17 protein-coding genes are annotated in these 23,975 nt (G+C 60.1%); 13 read left to right on the top strand and 4 right to left on the bottom strand.

Annotated elements, in window-relative coordinates; translation table 11 throughout:
• Nucleotides 1-26 precede the first annotated feature (26 nt).
• From MKS11_RS15335 to sseA, 3 genes are all read right to left on the bottom strand, one after another.
• Entirely contained in the window at nt 27-869 is an 843-nt protein-coding gene (locus MKS11_RS15335; protein ID WP_017900430.1) for a hypothetical protein, read from the bottom strand.
• 101 nt (nt 870-970) lie between these two features.
• Nucleotides 971-1,621 (bottom strand): DUF5066 family protein, encoded by a 651-nt coding sequence (locus MKS11_RS15330; RefSeq protein ID WP_087771190.1) that lies wholly within the window; start codon nt 1,619-1,621, stop codon nt 971-973.
• 163 nt (nt 1,622-1,784) lie between these two features.
• Nucleotides 1,785-2,642, bottom strand: coding sequence for a 3-mercaptopyruvate sulfurtransferase (gene sseA / locus MKS11_RS15325; RefSeq protein ID WP_017900432.1), 858 nt, complete (start codon nt 2,640-2,642; stop codon nt 1,785-1,787).
• Nucleotides 2,643-2,848: 206 nt separating this feature from the next.
• Here sseA and MKS11_RS15320 point away from each other — a divergent pair, with 206 nt between their 5' ends.
• The 12 genes from MKS11_RS15320 (at nt 2,849) to MKS11_RS15265 (ending at nt 20,924) form a co-directional block, all read left to right on the top strand.
• A complete protein-coding gene (locus MKS11_RS15320) occupies nt 2,849-7,798 on the top strand; it encodes an alpha-2-macroglobulin (RefSeq protein WP_087771185.1) in 4,950 nt (1,649 codons plus the stop codon).
• Nucleotides 7,799-10,123: a peptidoglycan glycosyltransferase PbpC gene (pbpC, locus tag MKS11_RS15315; protein ID WP_043520140.1), complete on the top strand. Its 2,325-nt coding sequence runs from the start codon at nt 7,799-7,801 to the stop codon at nt 10,121-10,123.
• 160 nt (nt 10,124-10,283) lie between these two features.
• Nucleotides 10,284-10,715 (top strand): nucleoside-diphosphate kinase, encoded by a 432-nt coding sequence (gene ndk, locus MKS11_RS15310; RefSeq protein ID WP_004144312.1) that lies wholly within the window; start codon nt 10,284-10,286, stop codon nt 10,713-10,715.
• A gap of 358 nt (nt 10,716-11,073) precedes the next feature.
• Nucleotides 11,074-12,240: a bifunctional tRNA (adenosine(37)-C2)-methyltransferase TrmG/ribosomal RNA large subunit methyltransferase RlmN gene (locus MKS11_RS15305; RefSeq protein WP_064150927.1), complete on the top strand. Its 1,167-nt coding sequence runs from the start codon at nt 11,074-11,076 to the stop codon at nt 12,238-12,240.
• Nucleotides 12,241-12,516: 276 nt separating this feature from the next.
• Nucleotides 12,517-13,509: a cytoskeleton protein RodZ gene (rodZ, locus tag MKS11_RS15300; RefSeq protein WP_004201889.1), complete on the top strand. Its 993-nt coding sequence runs from the start codon at nt 12,517-12,519 to the stop codon at nt 13,507-13,509.
• 26 nt (nt 13,510-13,535) lie between these two features.
• The gene (gene ispG / locus MKS11_RS15295) at nt 13,536-14,657 is read left to right on the top strand and encodes a flavodoxin-dependent (E)-4-hydroxy-3-methylbut-2-enyl-diphosphate synthase (RefSeq protein ID WP_004201890.1); all 1,122 of its coding nucleotides are present in this window, start codon (nt 13,536-13,538) and stop codon (nt 14,655-14,657) included.
• Between the two features lie 91 nt (nt 14,658-14,748).
• On the top strand, nt 14,749-16,023 hold the full coding sequence (gene hisS, locus MKS11_RS15290) for a histidine--tRNA ligase (protein WP_004201891.1): 1,275 nt from the start codon (nt 14,749-14,751) through the stop codon (nt 16,021-16,023).
• Between the two features lie 34 nt (nt 16,024-16,057).
• The gene (locus MKS11_RS15285) at nt 16,058-16,678 is read left to right on the top strand and encodes a YfgM family protein (protein WP_004201892.1); all 621 of its coding nucleotides are present in this window, start codon (nt 16,058-16,060) and stop codon (nt 16,676-16,678) included.
• Between the two features lie 10 nt (nt 16,679-16,688).
• Nucleotides 16,689-17,867: an outer membrane protein assembly factor BamB gene (gene bamB / locus MKS11_RS15280; protein ID WP_004201895.1), complete on the top strand. Its 1,179-nt coding sequence runs from the start codon at nt 16,689-16,691 to the stop codon at nt 17,865-17,867.
• Between the two features lie 113 nt (nt 17,868-17,980).
• Nucleotides 17,981-19,459 (top strand): ribosome biogenesis GTPase Der, encoded by a 1,479-nt coding sequence (gene der, locus MKS11_RS15275; RefSeq protein ID WP_004201897.1) that lies wholly within the window; start codon nt 17,981-17,983, stop codon nt 19,457-19,459.
• A 117-nt stretch (nt 19,460-19,576) separates the two neighbouring features.
• A complete protein-coding gene (locus MKS11_RS15270) occupies nt 19,577-20,656 on the top strand; it encodes a Gfo/Idh/MocA family oxidoreductase (RefSeq protein WP_048295283.1) in 1,080 nt (359 codons plus the stop codon).
• Nucleotides 20,657-20,705: 49 nt separating this feature from the next.
• Nucleotides 20,706-20,924, top strand: coding sequence for a zinc ribbon domain-containing protein (locus MKS11_RS15265; RefSeq protein WP_004201901.1), 219 nt, complete (start codon nt 20,706-20,708; stop codon nt 20,922-20,924).
• Here MKS11_RS15265 and xseA read toward each other — a convergent pair.
• Nucleotides 20,908-22,299, bottom strand: coding sequence for an exodeoxyribonuclease VII large subunit (gene xseA, locus MKS11_RS15260; protein ID WP_065697519.1), 1,392 nt, complete (start codon nt 22,297-22,299; stop codon nt 20,908-20,910). The two genes, MKS11_RS15265 and xseA, sit on opposite strands and share 17 nt — an antisense overlap.
• A 158-nt stretch (nt 22,300-22,457) precedes the next feature.
• Here xseA and guaB point away from each other — a divergent pair, with 158 nt between their 5' ends.
• Nucleotides 22,458-23,924 carry an IMP dehydrogenase gene (gene guaB, locus MKS11_RS15255; protein WP_004151980.1) on the top strand — a complete coding sequence of 489 codons (1,467 nt, stop codon included), beginning with the start codon at nt 22,458-22,460 and terminating at the stop codon, nt 23,922-23,924.
• Nucleotides 23,925-23,975 lie beyond the last annotated feature (51 nt).

The following is a 23,975-nucleotide window of genomic DNA, read 5'->3' as shown; positions in this document are numbered from 1 at the left end:
TCGATGCCAAAGCGGGTTGGTAAAGATTAATGCAGGGCGGCAACGATTCGCGGATAGGCTGACACCATGTGATAGAGCAGAAATCCCGCCACGCACAGCGTGACGATGCCGTTGAAGAGCGCCATATCCCCGCGCCAGGCCCGGCACCTTTCCTCTCCCAGCAGATAGCGTAGCGCTGCTACCAGCCCGGCGACCAGCATAAACGCCAGTAACACCCCCACCATCTGCGCGCTGACAATATACCAGCCCAGCGGCGTATTCACGCCCCGGGCGCTCATCAGCGCGATCTGCGCCGGCAAAATCGTCTGGAATCCGAGGGTGAGGAGCATCAGAAGGCGCAGATCCGCCAGCTGAGCATCGAATGTGCGGGCCAGACGTCGGGCGTCACGCAGCAGCAGCCCTCCTGACGTCACCGCCGCGGCAACGCTGATGTGCTGGAGAATAAAAATATATAACGCCAGGGTCCCGGATCCGACCCGGGACAAAAAGAACAGATTGCAAAAGACCATGACCAGCAGGCCAAATTTCGTCACCCAGGCACGGAGTACCTCGCCGGGCCAGCGGCGGCTTGACGCCGGGTTGTGCATTATCCATGCGGCAAGCGTCGATTTACCATAACCGGGCGCGAGCAGCACCATCAGAAAACCCAGCAGCGCCTGATGACCATAGGTGATCAGCGGGACGTCTGCCAAAGTGACGCCGAGAAAGCGGGTATAGACGGAAACGGGCGCAGGAACCAGGCTTAACCATGTTCGGTTCCATTGCGGCCAAAAATAGAGGATCGCGCCGCCGACCAGCAGGCCAGCGATGCCTCCCAGCCAGGGAAGGCGCGGGGAATAAGCAGAATGTGGGTTGGAGACTAATGCCATTTTCACTCCTTGTGGTGACATCAGGTTAGGGATTAAGCGCTCCCTCCTGGAGCTGGCCCCGACGGCGCCCGTTAAGCGCGCTTTCGGCGGGAGATGGTGAATTAGTCAGGGCAACCTTCGAGCCTGGCGTAAAGATCCTCATGAAGATATTCCAGCTCCAGCAAGGCGCCATCGCGTGCCTGGTTGAGGGCTTGCTGATGCTGCCATTCGTCGTGGCTCTCCTCTCCACCGGCAAAAATCTCCTGCAGATATTCAATCAGTGACGATTCTGCCAGCCAAAGGTCATTCTCTTTACCCTCGAAGCGGACGACAGGATATTCACCCTGTTCATCACGCTCGGTGACATAGATAAATACCTGCTGATCTCCGGGATGGCGGAGGCGAATCAGGGCAGGAAGACGCGGATCGTCGTTCCAGACGGGCATCAGCTCTTCAATATCCAGCCCGATCATATCAAGGCCATTCATATAATAAGCATCTTCATCCAGCGAGTCGGAAAGCAGGACGCCATGTTCATCAATGGCGTCCAGAACCGATTCCAGCACCCGTTGACCGTGGGGGCTTGTCAGCTGGCAATCGTAAGCCAGCAGCGCTTTCAAACTTTCCGGAAGCGCCACGGTTTCGCTATTTTGCGGATCGCGGTATTTCCGTACTCGCAGGCGATCCACTTCCTCTACGGGCATCGGTTTTGGGGTGGGATTGCGGTTGTGCTTGTGTACGACATCCATGAGATCCGGTAATGAAAAAGCCATCATTCAATTTCCTTATATAGTGGGTGGCAGTAAAGCGAACACGGCAGGCGCAAGCCCTGCGGCAGCACAGAGTAACCGGTTTAGCGGCTGGCAGGAGAAAGAGGCGGGGAAAATCAGAAATTATTTAGTGGCCGCGGAACGGGGGCCCGCGGCCATACGGCGTTTACTGAGCGGCAGGAGCCGGTTCAATCGGCAGATCGCTGCGCGCCCCCCATTCGCTCCATGAGCCGTCGTACAGGCAGACGCCGTTCACGCCAAGCGTGGTGAGCGCCAGCACCACCACCGCCGCCGTCACGCCGGAGCCGCAGCTGGCGATAATGGGCCGGTCAAAATCGACGCCCTGACGCAAAAAGATGTCGTTCAGCTCGTCGACGGTCTTCAGCTCGCCGTTAATCACCAGATCCGTCCACGGCACGTTAAGCGCGCCGGGGATATGCCCGCGCCGCAGGCCCGGGCGCGGTTCGTCAGCCAGGCCGTTAAACCGGGCCGCCGGACGCGCATCGACAATCTGTGCCGACCCTTCATGGCTGACCAGCAGCACGTCGGTCAGGCGCTTAATTTGCTGAGGATCGAAGCGTACGTCGAATTCCCCTTCGGCCACCTCCGGCACCCCTTGTTCCAGCGGCAGTTCGTCGCGGCGCCAGCCCTCCAGTCCACCGGCCAGAATCGACACCTTCTCCACGCCAAAGGCGCGCAGCATCCACCAGGCGCGAGGCGCGGAAAACAGATTGCCTTCGTCATAAACCACGAGGTGCTTATCGCTGCAGACGCCCAGTTCGCGCATGGCGACGGCAAACGCCTCGGCGCGCGGCATCATATGCGGCAGCGGGCTGGTGTGATCGGACAGCGCCTCGATATCGAAAAACAGCGCGTTCGGCACATGGCCGGCGCGGTACTCCGCGGCCATATCGCGCAGGGCCTCCTGTCCGGCGGGCGCCATGCGGGCGTCGATAATCTGGATCTCCGGGTCATCAATATGTTCCGCCAGCCAGTCGGCGGCGACAAAAAACGAGGTGGACATAGGTGCCTCCGTTTTACTATTCATGACTGAATTGTCGGCGTTTTATCGGGTGCTGACAAGTTAAGGACGCCAGAGTGGGGACGACGTCACGGCACTTTTCTGATTAATCGGCAGAAACCCGCGTCATCACTGTTGAGAAGCGCCGCCTTAACGCATAATAAAAAGTGATAATTTGCATCAGGCCCACCGGCCGAGGGGTTAGAAGGATGAAACCATTTCGTTTAGCGGCGCTGTCACTGGCGCTCCTTACCGCATTTTCATTAACCGGGTGTGATGACAGCGGTGCACCGCAGGCTACGGCCCCGACGCCGGCCGCCGATAGCGGCCCTGGCGCGGCGGCAAAACCGGACAGCGCCCAGCTGGCGGCGCTGGCGGAAAAAAGTCAGGGCAAAGCGCTGACGCTGCTCGACGCCTCGGAGGTGCAGCTGGATGGCGCCGCGACCCTGGTGCTGACCTTTTCCGTGCCGCTGCAGCCGGACCAGGATTTCTCCCGCAGCGTACACCTGGTGGATAAGAAGAGCGGTAAGGTAGATGGCGCCTGGGAGCTGGCGCCGAACCTCAAAGAGCTGCGTCTGCGTCACCTGGAGCCAAAGCGCGAGCTGATTGTCTCGGTCGACCCGACGCTGGTCGCCCTGAACAAGGCGACGCTCGATAAACCATTCGAGAAGACTCTGACCACCCGTGATATCGCGCCAAGCGTTGGGTTTGCCAGCCGCGGCTCGCTGCTGCCGGGCAACGTGATCGCCGGGCTACCGGTGATGGCGCTGAACGTCGATAACGTCGACGTGAACTTCTTCCGCATTAAGCCGGAATCGCTCTCGGCCTTCGTCAGTCAGTGGGAATACCGCAATTCATTAAGCAACTGGGAATCCGACGAGCTGCTGAAGATGGCCGATCTGGTATACAGCGGCCGCTTTGACCTCAATCCGGCGCGCAATACCCGCGAAAAGCTGCTGCTGCCGCTGAGCGACATCAAGCCGCTCCAGCAGCCTGGCGTCTACGTGGCGGTCATGAACCCGGCGGGTCATTATAGCTACAGCAACGCGGCGACGCTGTTTACCCTTAGCGACATCGGCGTGTCGGCGCATCGTTACCACAACCGGCTGGACGTCTTTACCCAGAGCCTGGAAAACGGCGCCGCCCAGTCTGGTATCGACGTCCAACTGCTCAACGCCAAAGGGCAGACCCTGGCGCAGGCGAAAAGCGATAGCCAGGGCCACGTCACCCTGCAAACCGATAAAGAAGCCGCGCTGCTGCTGGCGCGCAAAGAGGGGCAGACCACGCTCCTTGACCTCAAACTGCCGGCGTTGGATCTGGCGGAGTTCTCCATTGCCGGCGCGCCTGGCTTCAGTAAACAGTTCTTTATGTTTGGCCCACGGGATCTCTATCGTCCGGGCGAAACGGTGATCCTCAATGCGCTGTTGCGCGATAGCGACGGCAAGCCGCTGGCGGAACAGCCGGTGAAGCTGGAGGTGGTCCAGCCGGATGGCCAGGTGATCCGCTCGGTGATGAGCAAGCCGGTTAACGGCCTGTACCAGTTTACTTATCCGCTCGACAGCGGCGCGGCCACCGGCATGTGGCACATTCGCGCCAGCACCGGCGACAATCAGCCCCGCGAATGGGATTTCCACGTCGAAGACTTCATGCCGGAACGCATGGCGCTGAAGCTGACGCCGCAGGCGGCGCCTGTCGCGCCGAATGCCGATGTCGCCTTTGGCGTCAGCGGCGCTTATCTCTACGGCGCGCCGGCCAGCGGCAACCAGCTGCAGGGCAAACTGTTCCTGCGCCCGCTGCGCGACGCCGTCGCCGCTCTGCCGGGCTTCCAGTTCGGCGATATCGCGGAAGAAAATCTCTCCCGCAGCCTTGATGAAGTCCAGCTGACGCTGGATGAAAACGGCCATGGTGAAGTGACGACCTCAAGCCAGTGGCAGGATAGCCATTCGCCGCTGCAGGTGGTGTTGCAGGCGAGCCTGCTGGAGTCCGGCGGGCGTCCGGTCACCCTTACGGTTATGCAGCCGATCTGGCCTGCCGAGGCGCTGCCGGGGATCCGCCCGCAATTTACCCTGAAGGACGTTTACGACTACCGCACTGACACCTCGGTGAAGCAGCCGGTGGTGGATGAAAACAGCAACGCCGCGTTTGATATCGTCTATGCCGACGCCAAAGGCGAGAAAAAAGCCGTTTCCGGTCTGCAGGTACGGCTGATCCGCGAGCGCCGCGATTATTACTGGAACTGGTCCGACAGCGAAGGCTGGCAGTCGCAGTTCGATCAAAAAGATCTGCAGGAGGGCGAGGAGTCGCTGGATTTGCAGGCCGGCCAGATCGGTAAAGTGAGCTTTCCGGTAGAGTGGGGCTCCTATCGCCTGGAGGTGAGAGGACCGGACGATGTCGTCAGCAGCGTGCGCTTCTGGGCGGGCTACAGCTGGCAGGATAACAGCGAAGGCACCGGCGCAGCGCGCCCGGACCGGGTCACCATGAAGCTGGATAAACCGAGCTATAAGCCGGGTGACACCATCAGGCTGCACATTGCTGCCCCGGCGGCGGGTAAAGGCTACGCGATGGTGGAATCCAGCGAAGGGCCGCTGTGGTGGCAGGAGATTGACGTACCTGCCGAGGGGATGGACCTGTCGATCCCGGTGGATAAAGCCTGGAATCGCCACGACCTCTACCTCAGCACACTGGTGGTTCGTCCTGGCGATAAATCCCGCTCGGCGACGCCGAAACGCGCGGTGGGCCTGCTGCATCTGCCGCTGGGCGATGAAAACCGTCGCCTGACGCTGGCGCTGGAGGCCCCGGATAAAATGCGCCCCAACCAGCCGCTGACGGTGAAAGTGAAAGCCAGCGTCAAAGAGGGCGAGGCGCCGAAACAGGTGAACGTTCTGCTCTCGGCGGTCGATAGCGGGGTGCTGAATATTACCGATTACGCCACCCCGGATCCGTGGAACGCCTTCTTTGGCCAGAAACGTTATGGGGCGGATATCTATGATATTTACGGCCAGGTCATTGAAGGACAGGGACGTGTGGCCAGCCTGCGCTTCGGCGGCGATGGCGACGAGTTAAAACGTGGCGGTAAACCGCCGGTTAACCATGTGACCATCATCGCCCAACAAGCGCAGCCGGTGGTGCTGAACGATCAGGGCGAAGGGACGGTGACGCTGCCGATCGGTGATTTTAACGGCGAACTGCGGGTGATGGCTCAGGCCTGGACGGCGAATGACTTTGGCAGCAGCGAAGATAAAGTGGTGGTGGCCGCCCCGGTCATCGCCGAGCTGAACACTCCGCGCTTCCTCGCCAGCGGCGACACTACGCGTCTGGCGCTGGATCTCAGCAACCTGACCGATAAACCGCAAACCCTGCAGGTGCATCTTGCCGCCAGCGGGCTGGTGTCCTTGACCGAGGGTCAACTGCCGCCGGTGCAGCTGGCGCCGGGGGCACGCAGCACGCTGTTTGTGCCGGTGAGCGCGCTGGCGGGCTTCGGCGATGGCCAGGTGAACGCCACGATCAGCGGCCTGAGCCTGCCGGGGGAAACCTTCGCCCCGCTGCAGAAACAGTGGAAAATCGGCGTTCGTCCGGCGTTCCCGGCGCAGACCGTCAACAGCGGCGCCGTGCTGCAGCCCGGCGAAAGCTGGCAGGCGCCAGCGGCGCAATCGGCAGGTTTCGCCCCGCAGACGCTGCAGGGCCAGCTGCTGCTCAGCGGCAAGCCGCCGTTGAATCTTGCGCGCTATATCCGCGACCTGAAAGCCTATCCTTACGGCTGCCTTGAGCAGACCGCCAGCGGCCTGTTCCCCTCCCTGTATACCAGCGCGGCGCAGCTAAAGGCGCTGGGCATCAGCGGCGATAGCGACGAAAAACGCCGCGCGGCAATCGATGTCGGCATCTCGCGCCTGCTGCAGATGCAGCTGGAAAACGGCGGCTTTGCGCTATGGGATAAAGAGGGGCCGGAAGAGTACTGGCTGACCGCTTACGCCATGGATTTCCTCGTTCGCGCCGGCGAGCAGGGTTACAGCGTGCCGGTCAACGCTATCAATAAAGGCAATGAACGCCTGCTGCGCTACCTGCAGGAGCCGGGGCTGATGACCGTACGCTACAGCGACGACGCCCAGGCCAGCCGCTTTGCCGCTCAGGCCTATGCCGCGCTGGTGCTGGCGCGTCAGCAAAAAGCCCCCCTCGGCGCCTTGCGTGAAATCTGGAGCCGTCACGACCAGGCGCGATCCGGCTTGCCGCTGTTGCAGCTCGGCATCGCGCTGAAAACCATGGGTGATGCGCCGCGCGGCGACGCCGCGCTGAAGCTGGCGGTTGCCACCCCGCGTCAGGATGAGAAACGCTGGCTGGGCGATTACGGTAGCCCGCTTCGCGATGACGCCCTGAAGCTGGCGCTGCTGGAAGAGAATAAGCTGCTGCCGGAGGTGCAAAATCAGCTTTTGAGCACGCTGTCGGAAGAGGCCTATGGCCAGCGCTGGCTGTCGACCCAGGAAACCAACGCCCTGTTCCTTGCCGGACGGACGCTGGCCGACCTGCCGGGCAGCTGGCAGGCGCAAACCTCGCTGCAGGCGGAGCCGCTGACCGGCGACAAAGCGCAAACCCGCAACCTCGACGGCGATCGGCTGGCGGCACTGCAGGTGAGCAACACCGGCAGTCAACCGCTGTGGCTGCGCCTTGACAGCAGCGGCTATCCGCAAAGCGCGCCGCAGCCGGGCGGTAACGTCCTGGGGATTGAACGAACTATTTTCGATACCCAGGGGCAGCAGAAATCGCTGTCATCACTGCGCAGCGGCGAACTGGTACTCGTCAAGCTGGAGGTGACCGCCAAACGCAACGTGCCTGACGCGCTGGTGGTTGATCTGTTGCCAGCAGGTCTGGAGCTGGAAAACCAGAATTTGGCCAACAGCAGCGCCAGCCTGCAGGAGAATGGCGAAGCGGTGCAAAACCTGCTTAACCAGATGCAGCAGGCGGATATTCAGCATATCGAGTTCCGCGATGACCGCTTCGTCGCCGCAGTCGCGGTCAATGAAGGTCAGCCGGTGACGCTGGTCTATCTGGCGCGAGCGGTGACGCCGGGCACTTACCAGGTCCCGCAGCCGCAGGTGGAATCGATGTATGTGCCGCAGTGGCGGGCGACCGGAGCGGCCAGCGGCCCGCTTACCGTGACGCCGTAAATGCGCGTATTGCCTCGGGTAAAACGCTGCTGGCGCGGGCTGGCGGCGTTTATTTTTCTGCTCTGGCTGGCGGTGCTGGCGGCCGATCGCCTGTGGCCGCTGCCGCTACGGGACGTTACGCCCGCCCGCGTGGTGGTGGCGGAGGACGGGACGCCGCTGTGGCGGTTTGCCGACGCGCAGGGCGTCTGGCGTTATCCGGTCACTCTCGCCGACGTGTCGCCGCGTTATCTTCAGGCGCTCATCCAGTATGAAGACCGCTGGTTCTGGCGCCATCCGGGGGTCAATCCCTTCGCTGTAGTGCGCGCCGCCTGGCAGGATCTTACCTCCGGGCGGGTCATTTCCGGCGGCAGCACGCTTACCATGCAGGTGGCGCGCCTGCTCGATCCCCACCCCCGCACTTTCGGCGGCAAGCTGCGCCAGCTGTGGCGTGCGCTGCAGCTGGAGTGGCATCTGTCAAAAAGCGACATTCTGACCCTCTATTTGAACCGCGCGCCGTTTGGCGGCACCCTGCAGGGTATCGGCGCGGCCAGCTGGGCCTATCTCGGGAAGCCGCCTGCCAGGCTTAGCTACGGCGAGGCGGCGCTGCTGGCGGTGCTGCCCCAGGCGCCCAGCCGTTTACGTCCGGACCGCTGGCCGCAGCGGGCCCAGGCGGCGCGCGATAAAGTGCTTGCGCGTATGGTCAGTCAGGGCGTCTGGCCGGAGCAGGCGGTAAAGGAGGCGATGGAGGAGCCGGTGTGGCTGTTTCCGCGCCAGATGCCGCAGCTGGCGCCGCTCTTCGCCCGTCGGGCGCTGGCGAGCAGTGGTGATGAAAAGGTGGTGACGACCCTCGATGCCGGACTCCAGCGGCAGCTTGAGGATCTGGCGCTGAACTGGAAATCGCGCCTGCCGCCGCGCAGTTCGCTGGCGATGGTCGTGGTCGATCACACGGATATGAAAGTCCGCGGCTGGGTGGGTTCGGCGGATATTACGGACGACAGCCGCTTTGGCCACATTGATATGGCGTCGGCGGTCCGTTCGCCGGGGTCGGTGTTGAAACCCTTCATTTATGCGCTGGCGATGGATGAGGGGCTGATTCATCCGTCGTCGTTATTGCAGGATGTGCCGCGGCGCTTTAGCGATTATCGCCCCGGTAACTTTGACAGCGGCTTTCACGGCCCGGTGAGCGCCAGCGAGGCGCTGGTGCGCTCCCTGAATCTGCCGGCGGTCCAGGTGCTTGAAGCCTACGGGCCCAAACGTTTCGCGGCGAATTTGCGCAATGCCGGGTTGCCCCTGATGCTGCCCGCCGGCGCCGAGCCAAATCTGTCGTTGATCCTCGGCGGCGCCGGGGCGAGGCTGGAAGATATCGTCGCGGCATACAGCGCCTTTGCCCGCCACGGGAAGGCGGCGCGGCTGCGCATGAAGCCCGGAGACCCGCTGGTGGAAAGGGCGCTGCTATCCCCGGGGGCGGCGTGGATCGTCCGGCGCATCCTGGCCGGCGAAGCGCAACCGGTTCCCGATGCCTCACTCCCGCAAGTGGTGCCGCTGGCCTGGAAGACCGGCACCAGCTACGGGTATCGCGATGCATGGGCGGTGGGTCTCAATGCGCGTTATCTGATAGGCATCTGGACCGGGCGTCCGGACGGTACGCCGGTGGTGGGGCAGTTTGGTTTCGCCAGCGCGGTGCCGTTGCTCAATCAGGTCAATAATCTGCTGCTCGCCCGCCCGGCGATGAGCCGCGGCGGCCTGCCGGTCGATCCGCGCCCGGCAACGGTCAGCCGCGGGACGCTATGCTGGCCCGGCGGCCAGGCGCTGCCGGCGGGCGACAGCAACTGCCGTCGTCGCCTGGCCAGCTGGCTGCTGGAAGACAGCCAGCCGCCGACCCTGCTGCTGCCGGGGCAGGAGGGCGTGCGCGGGATCCGCTTCCCAGTGTGGCGTAATGAACACGGCGAACGGGTGGCGGCGGATTGTCCCGGGGCGCGCGAAACGGTGGTTGAGGTTTGGCCGCTGCCGCTGGAGCCCTGGCTACCGCCGGGTGAGCGTCGCGCCGCGCGTCTGGGGCCGGCATCAAGGGCATGTCCGCCGCTGCAAACTCAGGATGTCGCACCGCTGGTGCTCTCCGGGGTCCGCGAGGGGGCGGTGATTAAACGTCTGCCGGGCGAGGCGCGGGTGATGTTGCCCCTGCAAACCAGCGGCGGGGAAGGGCGGCGCTGGTGGTTTATTAACGGCCAGCCGATAGATGCCGCCGGCGCGAGAACCACGCTAACCCTGGATAAGCCCGGCGAGTGGCAGCTGGTGGTGATGGATGAGGCAGGGCAAACGGCGGCCGCGCGTTTCACCCTGCAATAACCAGGGTAAATTTGTTGTTGGCGGTTTGTGTTTTCAATACTCATCTTATTTTAACAAAATGTTACCTTCATCCGTAGGCAGGGGCGGGGATGCTCATTATAATGCGCGCCAGGCCATACGATCGTATGTGCAACAACAGAACATTTAATTAGAGGTAATCATGGCTATTGAACGTACTTTTTCCATCATCAAACCAAACGCGGTGGCAAAAAACGTTATTGGCAGCATCTTTTCCCGCTTTGAAGCTGCAGGGTTCAAAATCGTCGGCACCAAAATGCTGCACCTGACCGTTGAGCAGGCTCGTGGTTTCTATGCTGAGCACGAAGGTCGCCCGTTCTTCGACGGTCTGGTTGAGTTCATGACCTCCGGCCCGATCGTGGTTTCCGTCCTGGAAGGCGAAAACGCGGTTCAGCGTCACCGTGACCTGCTGGGCGCGACCAACCCGGCAAACGCGCTGGCGGGTACCCTGCGCGCTGACTACGCTGACAGCTTCACCGAGAACGGCACCCACGGTTCCGACTCTGTAGAATCCGCTGCTCGCGAAATCGCGTTCTTCTTTGCTGAAGGCGAGGTTTGCCCGCGCACTCGCTAATCCTCGTCGTCTTTTCGACCGTCGCGGCGTTGGCTGCGCGCGTTCACCCCGGTCACATAGTTATCTATGCTCCCGGGGATTAATGAGAGGCTCCTGCCTCTCACCGGAGGCCAGCCTACGGCTGGTCAAATTCGTTCCCGACGAATTTGTCACTTGCTTGCCGCCTTGCGACAATCGAAAAGCCTTAGAGGATTGAGCAGTCAGTTACAGATTTTTTATCATTGCTTTGTGCAAACGTGGCAATGATGCGCCAGAATTTGTAGAATATAGCGCCCCTGGACGAGCTGTCGCTCTCCGGGGCGTTTCTTTTTCAACCCACCTGGGGCCATAACGTGTAATAACGAGGCCGGAAAACATTATGTCTGAACAAATTGTCACGCCTGATAACGCCGCTCTGACGGTGCCGAACAAAGATGCCAAAATCAACCTGCTGGATTTAAACCGTCAGCAGATGCGCGAGTTTTTCAAAAACATGGGCGAGAAGCCTTTCCGCGCCGATCAGGTGATGAAATGGATGTATCACTACTGCTGCGATGACTTTGATGAGATGACTGACATCAACAAAGTCCTGCGCAGTAAACTGAAAGAAGTGGCGGAGATCCGCGCCCCGGAAGTAGTTGAAGAACAACGCTCAACCGACGGGACCATCAAATGGGCGATTGCCGTTGGCGATCAGCGCGTCGAGACCGTCTATATCCCGGAAGAAGACCGCGCCACCCTGTGCGTCTCCTCCCAGGTAGGCTGCGCGCTGGAGTGTAAATTCTGCTCCACCGCCCAGCAGGGCTTTAACCGTAACCTGCGGGTTTCCGAAATTATCGGCCAGGTCTGGCGCGCGGCGAAAATCGTCGGCGCGGTGAAGACCACCGGCGTACGTCCGATCACCAACGTGGTGATGATGGGCATGGGCGAGCCGCTGCTGAACCTCAACAACGTCGTTCCGGCGATGGAAATCATGCTCGACGATTTCGGCTTTGGCCTCTCCAAACGTCGCGTCACCCTGTCGACTTCCGGCGTGGTGCCGGCGCTGGATAAACTCGGCGATATGATCGACGTCGCGCTGGCGATCTCCCTGCACGCGCCGAACGATACCATTCGTGACGAAATCGTCCCGATCAACAAAAAGTACAACATCGAGACCTTCCTCAACTCGGTGCGCGGCTATATTTCGAAGTCCAACGCCAACCAGGGCCGGGTGACCATCGAGTACGTGATGCTGGATCATGTCAACGACGGCACCGAGCACGCCCACGAACTGGCGGCGTTGCTGAAAGATACGCCGTGTAAGATCAACCTGATCCCATGGAACCCGTTCCCGGGCGCGCCGTATGGCCGCAGCTCCAACAGCCGCATCGACCGTTTCTCCAAAGTCCTGATGGAGTACGGCTTTACGACCATCGTGCGTAAAACGCGCGGCGACGATATCGACGCCGCCTGCGGTCAGCTGGCGGGCGATGTTATCGACCGTACCAAGCGCACGCTGCGTAAGCGGATGCAGGGCGAAGCGATTGACATAAAAGCGGTCTGACAAATGATGGCCCGTGCAGCGCAGGCGGCACGGGCCATATTTATGACCTATAGCCAGGCGAAATACGCTGATTCGGTTAATAATTACGGTGCGTTTTTGTCGACTTTGAGGCAGTATGTAGCGGCACAACAACCGCTTAGCATTCAATTTTGATTCGTCTCTGTGATCGCGCGGCTGACAGTCCTATACTGTGAGGCTGACGTACCACAGATGTCTCGCGGCGCCGGCTTTTTCCCGCGCTGAACTTTAAATTTCACGTACCAGTAGTTGTAGCGAATGAATACTGAAGCCACTCAAGATCATCAAGAAGCAAACACCACGGGCGCGCGTCTGCGTCACGCCCGCGAACAACTCGGACTTAGCCAGCAAGCGGTGGCAGAACGCTTATGCCTGAAGGTGTCCACGGTTCGTGATATTGAAGACGATAAGGCGCCTGCCGACCTCGCTTCCACCTTCCTGCGCGGGTACATCCGCTCCTATGCTCGCCTCGTACATATTCCAGAAGACGAGCTGCTGCCGATGATGGCCAAGCAAGCGCCCATCCGTGCGGCGAAAGTCGCGCCAATGCAGAGCTTCTCTTTAGGTAAACGTCGCAAAAAACGCGACGGCTGGCTGATGAGCTTCACCTGGCTGGTGCTGTTTGTGGTTATCGGCCTGAGCGGCGCCTGGTGGTGGCAAGACCATAAGGCGCAGCAGGAAGAGATCTCCACCATGGCCGATCAGTCTTCCGCTGAGCTGAACAGCGGCGACACCAGTAGCCAGAGCGTGCCGCTGGATACCAGCGCCCCGGCAGCCCCGACCGCCGATAGCGCTGCGAACAGCGCGCCAACCGATACCGCCAGCGCCCCGACCACCAGCGCACCGGCTCAGACGCCAGCGGACAATAACGCCGTTGTCGCGCCTTCCCAGGCCAATGTCGATACCGCAGGCGCAGCCCCGACGGCGCCGGCTACCCCGGCCACGCCATTGCCGACCGATCAGGCGAACGTGACGAACCCGGCGGCATCGGCGCAGGATCTGGTGATGAACTTTTCCGCCGACTGCTGGCTGGAAGTGAGCGATGCTACCGGCAAAAAATTGTTCAGCGGCCTGCAGCGTAAAGGCGGAAATCTGAACCTGAGCGGTCAGGCGCCGTATAAGCTGAAAATTGGCGCCCCGGCTGCGGTAGAGATCCAGTATCTGGGCAAGCCTGTCGATTTAAGTCGTTTTATCAGAACTAACCAGGTTGCGCGTCTGACCCTTAATGCCGAATCATCACCGGCGCAGTAACAGACGGGTAACGCGGGAGATTTTTCATGCATAACCAGGCTCCGATTCAACGTAGAAAATCTAAACGTATTTACGTTGGTAATGTGCCAATTGGCGATGGGGCCCCCATCGCCGTTCAGTCAATGACCAATACGCGCACCACTGATGTGGCTGCGACCGTAAATCAAATCAAAGCGTTAGAGCGCGTAGGCGCGGATATTGTCCGCGTCTCTGTTCCGACGATGGACGCCGCTGAGGCGTTCAAATTGATCAAACAGCAGGTCAACGTCCCGCTGGTCGCCGATATCCACTTTGACTACCGTATTGCGCTGAAAGTCGCAGAATATGGCGTCGACTGCCTGCGTATCAACCCAGGCAACATCGGCAACGAAGAGCGCATCCGCATGGTCGTAGATTGCGCACGGGATAAAAACATCCCGATACGCATTGGCGTCAACGCCGGCTCGCTGGAAAAAGATCTGCAGGAAAAATATGGCGAGCCGACGCCGCAGGCGCTGCTCGAATCCGCTATGCGCCACGTTGATCATCTCGATCGCCTTAACTTCGATCAGTTTAAAGTCAGCGTTAAAGCCTCTGACGTCTTCCTGGCGGTAGAGTCTTATCGCCTGCTGGCGAAACAGATCGATCAGCCGCTGCACCTCGGGATCACCGAAGCGGGCGGTGCGCGCAGCGGCGCGGTGAAATCGGCGATCGGTCTTGGGCTGCTGTTGTCCGAAGGGATCGGCGATACGCTGCGCGTCTCGCTGGCGGCGGATCCAGTGGAGGAGATCAAGGTTGGCTTCGATATCCTCAAATCGCTGCGTATCCGTTCCCGCGGTATTAACTTCATCGCCTGCCCGACCTGTTCGCGTCAGGAGTTTGACGTTATCGGTACGGTGAACGCCCTGGAGCAACGTCTGGAAGATATCATCACCCCGATGGATGTTTCGATCATCGGCTGCGTGGTGAACGGCCCGGGCGAAGCGCTGGTTTCCACCCTCGGGGTGACCGGCGGCAACAAGAAAAGCGGCCTGTATGAAGACGGCGTGCGTAAAGATCGCCTGGACAACAACGACATGATCGACCAGCTTGAAGCGCGGATCCGCGCCAAAGCCTCGATGCTCGATGAAGCCCGTCGGATTGACGTTCAACAGCTTGAAGCAAAATAACGTGTTGGGAAGCGATACGCTTCCCGTGTATGATTGAACCTGCGGGCGCGAGGCGCCGGGGTTCATTTTTGTATATATAAAGAGAATAAACGTGGCAAAGAACATTCAAGCCATCCGTGGCATGAACGATTATCTGCCGGGCGAAACCGCTCTCTGGCAGCGCATTGAAGGCTCACTGAAGCAGGTGCTCGGTAGCTACGGTTACAGCGAAATCCGTTTGCCGATTGTAGAGCAGACCCCGTTATTCAAACGCGCGATCGGCGAAGTGACCGACGTGGTTGAAAAAGAGATGTACACCTTTGAGGACCGCAACGGCGACAGCCTGACGCTGCGTCCGGAAGGGACAGCGGGCTGCGTACGAGCCGGCATCGAACATGGTCTGCTGTACAATCAAGAACAGCGCCTGTGGTACGTCGGGCCGATGTTCCGCCACGAGCGTCCGCAGAAAGGCCGTTACCGCCAGTTCCATCAGATCGGCGCCGAAGTTTTTGGCCTGCAGGGGCCGGACATCGATGCGGAGCTGATCATGCTGACCGCGCGCTGGTGGCGTGAGCTGGGCATCTCCGATCACGTTAGCCTTGAGCTGAACTCCATCGGTTCGCTGGAAGCCCGCGCCAACTACCGCGACGCGCTGGTGGCTTATCTCGAGCAGTTTACCGATAAGCTTGATGAAGACAGCAAACGCCGGATGTATACCAACCCGCTGCGGGTGCTGGACTCCAAAAACCCGGACGTGCAGGCGCTGCTGAACGACGCGCCGGCGCTCGGCGATTATCTCGACGAAGAGTCGAAAGCCCACTTTGCCGGCCTGTGCGCGTTGCTTGACGATGCCGGGATCCGCTATACCGTCAACCAGCGCCTGGTGCGCGGTCTCGACTACTATAACCGCACCGTGTTTGAGTGGGTGACCACCAGTCTCGGTTCCCAGGGCACCGTCTGTGCCGGCGGCCGTTACGACGGTCTGGTTGAGCAGCTTGGCGGTCGTGCCACCCCGGGCGTGGGCTTCGCCATGGGGCTGGAACGTCTTGTTTTACTGGTCCAGGCAGTGAATCCGGAATTTAAAGCCGATCCTGTTGTCGATATATACCTGGTAGCCTCCGGAACCGATACTCAGTCCGCCGCCATGCGTCTGGCTGAGCAGGTTCGCGATGCGCTACCCGGCGTGAAACTGATGACCAACCACGGCGGCGGCAACTTTAAGAAGCAGTTCGCCCGCGCTGATAAGTGGGGCGCACGCGTCGCGCTGGTGCTGGGTGAGTCAGAGATCGCTGACGGAAACGTGGTAGTGAAGGATTTACGCTCAGGTGAGCAAACTACCGTAACGCAGGAGAGCGTTGCCGCGCATTTGCGCACACTTCTGGGTTAATCTCCCGGGAATTATTAGTCAGGAGAAGGACTGCGTGGAAACTTTTAACAACGAGAACGATCAGGTCGATGCGCTGAAGCGCTTCTTTGCCGAAAACGGCAAAGCGCTGGCGGTCGGGGTGATTTTAGGGATTGGCGCGCTGGTTGGCTGGCGCTACTGGACCTCCCATCAGCAGGATACCGCCAGAGACGCGTCGCTGGCTTACGAACAGGCGACTTCCGCGCTGAAATCAAATACGCCAGAAGTGCTGTCAGGGGCGGAGAAGTTCGCGGCTGACAATAAAAATACCTACGGCGCCTTCGCTTCTCTCGAGCTGGCACAGCATTTTGTTGAACAGAACGATCTGCCGAACGCCGAAAAGCAGCTTCAGCAGGGGCTGGCTGCCGCGTCTGATGATAATCTGAAATCGGTTATCAGTATGCGTCTTGCCCGCGTTCAACTGCAGATGAAGCAGGCTGATGCGGCGCTGAAAACCCTCGACAGCATTAAAGGTGAAGGCTGGACCGCTATTGTGGCTGATTTGCGCGGCGAAATTCTGTTGAGCAAAGGCGATAAGCAAGGGGCCCGTGCGGCGTGGGAAGCTGGCGTGAAAAGCGATGCTTCTCCTGCGCTCAGCGAAATGATGCGTATGAAAATGAATAATTTGTCCATCTGAGAGGGACTCGATGCAATTGCGTAAATTACTGTTGCCAGGGCTGCTTTCCGTTACCTTGCTGAGCGGGTGTTCGCTGTTTAATAGCGAAGAAGATGTGGTGAAAATGTCACCGCTGCCGACGGTAGAAAACCAGTTTACGCCGTCCACGTCCTGGAGCACCTCGGTTGGCGATGGTATCGGCGAATTTTACTCTAACCTTCATCCGGCCTTCGCCGACGGCGTGGTTTATGCCGCTGACCGTAAAGGCACCGTCAAAGCGCTGAATGCCGACGACGGTAAAGAGGTATGGTCGGTGAATCTGGCGGAGAAAGATGGCTGGTTCTCGCGTACCCCGGCGCTGCTTTCCGGCGGTGTGACCGTCTCGGGCGGCCATGTTTATATCGGCAGTGAAAAAGCGCAGCTGTATGCGCTGAATACCAGCGATGGTACCGTGGCCTGGCAAACCCGCGTCGCCGGCGAAGCGCTGTCGCGCCCGGTGGTGAGCGATGGCATGGTGCTGGTCCACACCAGTAACGGCCAGCTGCAGGCGCTGAATGAGACCGATGGCGCCGTGAAATGGACGGTGAACCTGGATATGCCTGCGCTCTCCCTGCGCGGCGAATCCGCTCCGGCCACCGCCTACGGCGCGGCGATCGTGGGCGGCGACAATGGCCGCGTCAGCGCGGTATTGATGCAGCAGGGGCAGATGATTTGGCAGCAGCGTATTTCCACGGCCACCGGGCCGACGGAAATCGACCGTCTGAGCGACGTCGACACCACGCCGATTATCGTCAACGGCGTTGTCTATGCGCTGGCTTATAACGGTAACCTGACCGCGTTGGATCTGCGTAGCGGCCAGATTATGTGGAAACGCGAGCTGGGTTCGGTGAATGATTTCATCGTCGATGGCAACCGTATCTATCTGGTTGACCAGAATGACCGCCTGCTGGCGCTGACTACCGATGGCGGCGTGACCCTGTGGACACAAAGCGATCTGCTGCACCGTTTGCTGACCGCGCCGGTGTTGTATAATGGCAATCTGGTGGTCGGCGATAGCGAAGGCTATATGCACTGGGTGAACCCGGAAGATGGCCATTTTGTGGCGCAGCAGAAAGTGGACAGCTCCGGCTTCCTGACCGACCCGGTTGTGGCCGATGGTCGACTGCTGATCCAGGCGAAAGACGGTACGCTGTACGCGATTACGCGTTAATTACCGCTGTCGTGAGTGATTAAGAAACGGCCCCTGGCAGACAGGGGCCGTTTTGACTTTTTTAAAAACGTCGTTATGACGATGTTGCTTAGTGATTGTATGAGGCATTTAACATGATACCTGTGGTCGCGCTTGTCGGGCGCCCTAACGTTGGAAAATCCACGCTCTTTAACCGCCTGACGCGCACTCGTGATGCGCTGGTTGCGGATTTCCCGGGGCTGACTCGTGACCGTAAGTACGGTCGGGCCGAAGTCGAAGGCCGCGAATTCATCTGTATCGATACCGGTGGTATTGATGGTACGGAAGAGGGCGTGGAAACCCGGATGGCGGAGCAGTCGCTGCTGGCAATCGAAGAGGCCGATGTGGTGCTGTTTATGGTCGATGCGCGCGCGGGCCTGATGCCGGCGGACATCGCGATCGCTAAACACCTGCGCTCTCGTGAAAAGCCCACCTTCCTGGTGGCTAACAAAACCGACGGCATCGACGTCGACCAGGCGATGGCGGACTTCTGGTCGCTTGGCCTGGGCGATATCTATCCTATTGCCGCTTCGCACGGCCGCGGTGTGACCAGCCTGCTGGAGCAGGCCCTGCTGCCATGGGTAGATGAGGTTAATCCGCAGGAAGAGGTGGATGAAGACGCCGAATACTGGGCAAAATTCGAAGCTGAGCAGAACGGTGTAGCGGAAGAAGAGCCGGAAGACGACTTCAATCCGCAGGATCTGCCGATCAAACTGGCGATTGTCGGACGTCCCAACGTCGGTAAATCGACGCTCACCAACCGCATCCTCGGCGAAGATCGCGTGGTAGTTTACGATATGCCGGGCACTACCCGCGACAGCATTTACATCCCGATGCAGCGTGACGAGCGCGAATACGTGCTCATCGATACCGCCGGGGTGCGCAAGCGCGGCAAAATTACTGACGTGGTGGAGAAATTCTCGGTCATCAAGACCCTGCAGGCGATTGAAGACGCCAACGTCGTGCTGCTGGTGATTGATGCCCGTGAAGGCATCTCCGATCAGGATCTATCGCTGCTGGGCTTTATCCTCAACAGCGGTCGCTCCCTGGTGATCGTCGTCAACAAATGGGACGGTCTGAGCCAGGAAGTGAAGGAGCAGGTGAAAGAGACCCTCGACTATCGTCTGGGCTTTATCGACTTTGCCCGGGTGCACTTCATCTCCGCCCTGCACGGCAGCGGCGTCGGCAACCTGTTTGAATCGGTACGTGAAGCCTACGATAGCGCTACCCGCCGCGTAAGCACCGCGATGCTGACCCGGATCATGAACATGGCGGCGGAAGATCATCAGCCACCGCTGGTTCGCGGCCGACGCGTGAAGCTGAAATATGCCCACGCCGGGGGCTACAACCCGCCTATCGTGGTGATCCACGGTAACCAGGTGAAGGATCTGCCGGATTCCTACAAGCGCTACCTGATGAACTATTTCCGTAAATCCCTGGACGTGATGGGCACGCCAATCCGTATCCAGTTCAAGGAAGGGGAAAACCCGTTCGCCAATAAGCGCAACACCCTGACGCCGAACCAGATGCGTAAACGTAAGCGCCTGATCAAGCATATCAAGAAAAGCAAATAATCATTAAACCCGCTTCGGCGGGTTTTTTGTGGCCGCCGCGCCGGTAAAAGTCAAAACTTTCCGCCATAATCCCGCGATACTTCGCCGGGAACAGACCGGCTCAAAAGTGGACTTGTTATGCAGATTGGTTTTATCGGCCTTGGCGCGGTGGTGGAAACTGCCTATTTACCGGCGCTGCGCCGCCTGGGATACCGTATTGATAGCTGCCAGGGCTATGATCTGGATAGCAGCAGAGCGCTGCCGGGGATCCAGCGCCGCAATTCGCTGTCGGCGCTACTGGCCGAACCCCTGGATACGCTCTTCATTACCACCTCATCTCTCCAGCACTTGCCTGTGCTGGAGAGGGCGTTAGCCAGCGCCATTCCCCGCATCGTGGTGGAGAAACCGATTGTGGCCAACCTTGAGCAGGCCGCCCGGCTGCGGGCGCTGCTGGCGCCGGCCGGGGAGGCCGGTCGCGTGCTGGCCCTCGACCACTGGATGGCGCGTGGGTTAGCGCTGAACGCTCTTGCTCCGCCGTGGCAGGCGGAAGAGGAGGCCAGCGGCCTGCCGCCGCCGCACCTTTCAGCGCAGGATATCGTCTGGATCGAAGGCTATTTGCTGGAGCCAAGCGGCTTTAACGCTGCCGGAGAACCGGTCGCGCTCAACTTTGCCACCGGCGAGCTGGATACCCGGCAGCTGCGTCATCCCGACGGCGTGATCCTCGATATCGGTACGCATGTCCTGGCGATGCTGCGTGAAACCCTGCTCGGCTGCAGAGGCGATGTGACGCTGGACCTCGCCGTCCGGGTGGTGAAAGACCGTCTCGGCCGGGACATTGCTCATGGGGATATGGTCACCGCCGAGGGAGAGGCGCATCTGCAGGGACGCCTGGGCGATATCCCGCTGAATATCTGGCTTAACAAATATGCTGGTCCCGCGGGCGGGCAAAAGGGAATGCGGATAGGGCTGCGGGATGGGCGAATGCTCGCCCTCGATCGCGCCCCTGATGGCGAGGTGGCGACGCTACAGGACGGTGAGCGGATCCAGCGCTGGACCCGGCCCGGAGCGATCTATTCGCACTGTCTCGATGAGCAGATCCTTGGCGCGGAGAATGTGTTTACCCGGGCGCCCGAAAGCGTGGCCGGGCTGACGCGGCGTCGGCTTGAGGAAGTGGAGTGGCTGCTCAGGTTGCAGCAGCAATTACGCGGCCCTCATTAAACCCGGAACATGGTAAAATAGATGCAGATAAACGTTGAAAGGAATGGTTATGGAACTTGATTGCCCTCTGTGCCACGCGCCGTTAGATGTCAAAGGCAGCAGCGCGCATTGCGCTCAGTGCGAAAGGGTATTTGCCCTTGAGGCGCGCTGCCCGGAATGCCACCAGCCGCTGGAGGTGCTGAAAGCGTGCGGCGCGGTGGATTACTTTTGCCAGCACGGGCACGGCCTGATCTCGAAAAAACGGGTGGAATTTATTCCGCTGGTTTAGGCGGCGATGGCTTTCTGGCCCGCGTTTTTTTCACCGGCGCAATCTGCCTCACTTCGCTTTCGACCCAGCCGTCTTTCAGGCGGGTGGTGAGCAGATCGCCGGTTTTGACCTGTTTTGTCTGCTTTAGTACCGTGCCGTCGCTCACCGAAGTGACGCTATAGCCGCGCGCCAGGGTGGCTAAGGGACTCACCGCCTCCAGATGGGTCACCGCGTGACCAAACCGTTCACGCCGCTCGCTGAGGCGGCCACGCATCGTTTCCGCCAGCCGGTATTCCAGCTGCTGGAGGCGCGATTGAGCCCGGTGGATGCGCGGCTGCGGGTTGTAGTGATTCAGGCGCTGAACATTACGCTTTTGCCGCTGATCGGCGCGTTTAAGCTGCGATTCCACGGCGATGCGCATCCGCTGGCGCAGGCGTTCCAGAGCGGTCTGCTGGCGGGCCAGCCGCAGCTGCGGGTGCTGCTGCTGCAGACGATGGAACAACTGGGTAAATCGGCGCTGGCGACTGGCGAGGAAATAGTCCATTGCCATCTCCAGCCGCTGCTGCCCGGCCTGCAGCTGGCGCAGCAGCTCCTGCTGATTGCGGCTGACGATCTCTGCGGCGGCAGAAGGGGTCGGCGCGCGCAGGTCGGCAACAAAATCAGCGATAGTGACGTCGGTTTCATGGCCAACGGCGCTGACGATAGGGATCTGGCTGGCGAAGATTGCTCGCGCCACCCGCTCATCGTTAAAACTCCACAGATCCTCCAGCGAACCGCCGCCGCGTCCGACAATCAGCACGTCACACTCCCGGCGCGTGTTCGCCAGCGCGATGGCGCGCACAATCTGCCCGGGAGCATCGTCACCCTGAACCGCGGTCGGGTAGACGATCACCGGCAGCCCGGGGTCGCGGCGCCTGAGGACATGAAGAATATCGTGCAACGCGGCACCGGTTTTCGAGGTGATGACCCCGACGCAGTGGGCGGGGGAGGGGAGCGCCTGCTTATGTTTTTGATCGAACAGCCCTTCCGCGGTTAACTGCGTTTTCAGCTGCTCATACTTCTGCTGCAGCAACCCTTCGCCGGCGGGCTGCATGCTTTCAACGATAATCTGGTAGTCGCCGCGCGGCTCATACAGGGTGATGTTGGCGCGAACCAGCACCTGCTGCCCGTGCTGCGGGCGGAACGTGACCCGGCGGTTGCTGTTGCGGAACATCGCGCAGCGCACCTGGGCGTTATCGTCTTTTAAGGTGAAGTACCAGTGGCCGGAAGAAGGCTGGCTGAAGTTAGAGATCTCGCCGCTGATCCAAACCTGGCCCATTTCGCGCTCAAGCAGCAGACGCACCGTCTGATTGAGGCGGCTTACGGTAAAAATTGCGGGGGATTGAGAGGGTAACATGTGAGCAAGATCAAACTTTAAATCAGCAGGTTATTCAGTTGATAGTAACGCGCTCAGAGGGGATGGCAAGTATTATTTGCAAAAAAGGGTAGATGCAATCGGTTACGCTCTGTATAATGCCACGGCAATATTTATCCACCCTGGTCGAGATATTGCCCATGCTACGTATCGCTAAAGAAGCCCTGACGTTTGACGACGTCCTCCTCGTTCCCGCTCATTCTACCGTTCTGCCGAATACAGCCGATCTCAGCACTCAGCTGACGAAAACCATTCGTCTGAATATTCCTATGCTCTCCGCAGCCATGGATACCGTAACGGAAGCGCGTCTGGCTATTGCCCTGGCACAGGAAGGCGGCATCGGCTTTATTCACAAAAACATGTCCATCGAGCGCCAGGCGGAAGAAGTTCGCCGCGTGAAAAAACATGAGTCCGGCGTGGTCACCGACCCGCAGACCGTTCTGCCGACCACCACCCTGCGTGAAGTGAAAGAGCTGACCGAGCGTAACGGCTTCGCCGGCTACCCGGTGGTTACCGAAGAGAACGAGCTGGTCGGCATCATCACCGGCCGCGACGTGCGTTTCGTTACCGATCTGAACCAGCCGGTCAGCGTCTATATGACCCCGAAAGAGCGTCTGGTCACCGTGCGTGAAGGCGAAAGCCGTGAAGTGGTCTTCGCTAAGATGCACGAAAAACGCGTTGAGAAAGCGCTGGTTGTGGATGAGAGCTTCCACCTGCGCGGGATGATCACCGTAAAAGACTTCCAGAAAGCGGAACGTAAACCGAACGCTTGTAAAGATGAGCAGGGCCGTCTGCGCGTAGGCGCTGCGGTTGGCGCCGGCGCGGGCAACGAAGAGCGCGTTGACGCGCTGGTGGCAGCGGGCGTTGACGTTCTGCTGATTGACTCCTCTCACGGCCACTCCGAAGGCGTTCTGCAACGTATTCGTGAAACACGTGCGAAATACCCAGACCTGCAGATCATCGGCGGCAACGTCGCCACTGGCGCAGGCGCGCGCGCGCTGGCGGAAGCCGGCTGCAGTGCGGTGAAAGTAGGCATCGGCCCGGGCTCCATCTGTACTACCCGTATCGTGACCGGCGTAGGCGTACCGCAGATCACCGCCGTTTCCGACGCGGTGGAAGCGCTGGAAGGCACCGGAATTCCGGTTATCGCCGACGGCGGTATCCGTTTCTCCGGCGACATCGCCAAAGCGATCGCGGCCGGTGCGGCGGCAGTGATGGTCGGCTCCATGCTGGCCGGTACCGAAGAATCCCCGGGTGAAATCGAACTCTATCAGGGGCGCTCTTACAAATCCTATCGCGGGATGGGTTCCCTCGGCGCGATGTCGAAAGGCTCCTCTGACCGCTACTTCCAGAGCGATAACGCCGCTGACAAACTGGTGCCGGAAGGTATCGAAGGCCGCGTGGCCTATAAAGGCCGCCTGAAAGAGATCATTCACCAGCAGATGGGCGGCCTGCGCTCCTGTATGGGTCTGACCGGCTGTGGTACTATTGACCTGCTGCGTACCAAAGCTGAATTCGTACGCATCAGCGGTGCGGGCATCCAGGAAAGCCACGTTCACGACGTGACCATCACCAAAGAGTCCCCGAACTACCGCCTGGGCTCCTGATTTCTTCGCCCGACCTTGCGTCGGGCGATTTATTTACTCTGTTTCACTTGC

This window comes from Klebsiella sp. K5-45 (assembly GCF_030128605.1).
Lineage (GTDB): Bacteria > Pseudomonadota > Gammaproteobacteria > Enterobacterales > Enterobacteriaceae > Klebsiella > Klebsiella quasipneumoniae.
The sequence above is the reverse complement of the archived record's forward strand: the minus strand, read 5'-3'. Positions and strand labels throughout refer to the sequence as shown.

Excerpts from the sequence above, each read along its gene's own strand:
- MKS11_RS15320 (WP_087771185.1), top strand. The coding sequence starts at position 2,849 with ATGAAACCATTTCGTTTAGCGGCGCTGTCACTGGCGCTCCTTACCGCA.
- der (WP_004201897.1), top strand. The coding sequence starts at position 17,981 with ATGATACCTGTGGTCGCGCTTGTCGGGCGCCCTAACGTTGGAAAATCC.
- MKS11_RS15335 (WP_017900430.1), bottom strand. The coding sequence starts at position 869 with ATGGCATTAGTCTCCAACCCACATTCTGCTTATTCCCCGCGCCTTCCC.
- bamB (WP_004201895.1), top strand. The coding sequence starts at position 16,689 with ATGCAATTGCGTAAATTACTGTTGCCAGGGCTGCTTTCCGTTACCTTG.
- ndk (WP_004144312.1), top strand. The coding sequence starts at position 10,284 with ATGGCTATTGAACGTACTTTTTCCATCATCAAACCAAACGCGGTGGCA.
- guaB (WP_004151980.1), top strand. The coding sequence starts at position 22,458 with ATGCTACGTATCGCTAAAGAAGCCCTGACGTTTGACGACGTCCTCCTC.
- MKS11_RS15270 (WP_048295283.1), top strand. The coding sequence starts at position 19,577 with ATGCAGATTGGTTTTATCGGCCTTGGCGCGGTGGTGGAAACTGCCTAT.
- rodZ (WP_004201889.1), top strand. The coding sequence starts at position 12,517 with ATGAATACTGAAGCCACTCAAGATCATCAAGAAGCAAACACCACGGGC.
- ispG (WP_004201890.1), top strand. The coding sequence starts at position 13,536 with ATGCATAACCAGGCTCCGATTCAACGTAGAAAATCTAAACGTATTTAC.
- xseA (WP_065697519.1), bottom strand. The coding sequence starts at position 22,299 with ATGTTACCCTCTCAATCCCCCGCAATTTTTACCGTAAGCCGCCTCAAT.
- sseA (WP_017900432.1), bottom strand. The coding sequence starts at position 2,642 with ATGTCCACCTCGTTTTTTGTCGCCGCCGACTGGCTGGCGGAACATATT.
- MKS11_RS15330 (WP_087771190.1), bottom strand. The coding sequence starts at position 1,621 with ATGGCTTTTTCATTACCGGATCTCATGGATGTCGTACACAAGCACAAC.
- MKS11_RS15265 (WP_004201901.1), top strand. The coding sequence starts at position 20,706 with ATGGAACTTGATTGCCCTCTGTGCCACGCGCCGTTAGATGTCAAAGGC.
- MKS11_RS15305 (WP_064150927.1), top strand. The coding sequence starts at position 11,074 with ATGTCTGAACAAATTGTCACGCCTGATAACGCCGCTCTGACGGTGCCG.
- pbpC (WP_043520140.1), top strand. The coding sequence starts at position 7,799 with ATGCGCGTATTGCCTCGGGTAAAACGCTGCTGGCGCGGGCTGGCGGCG.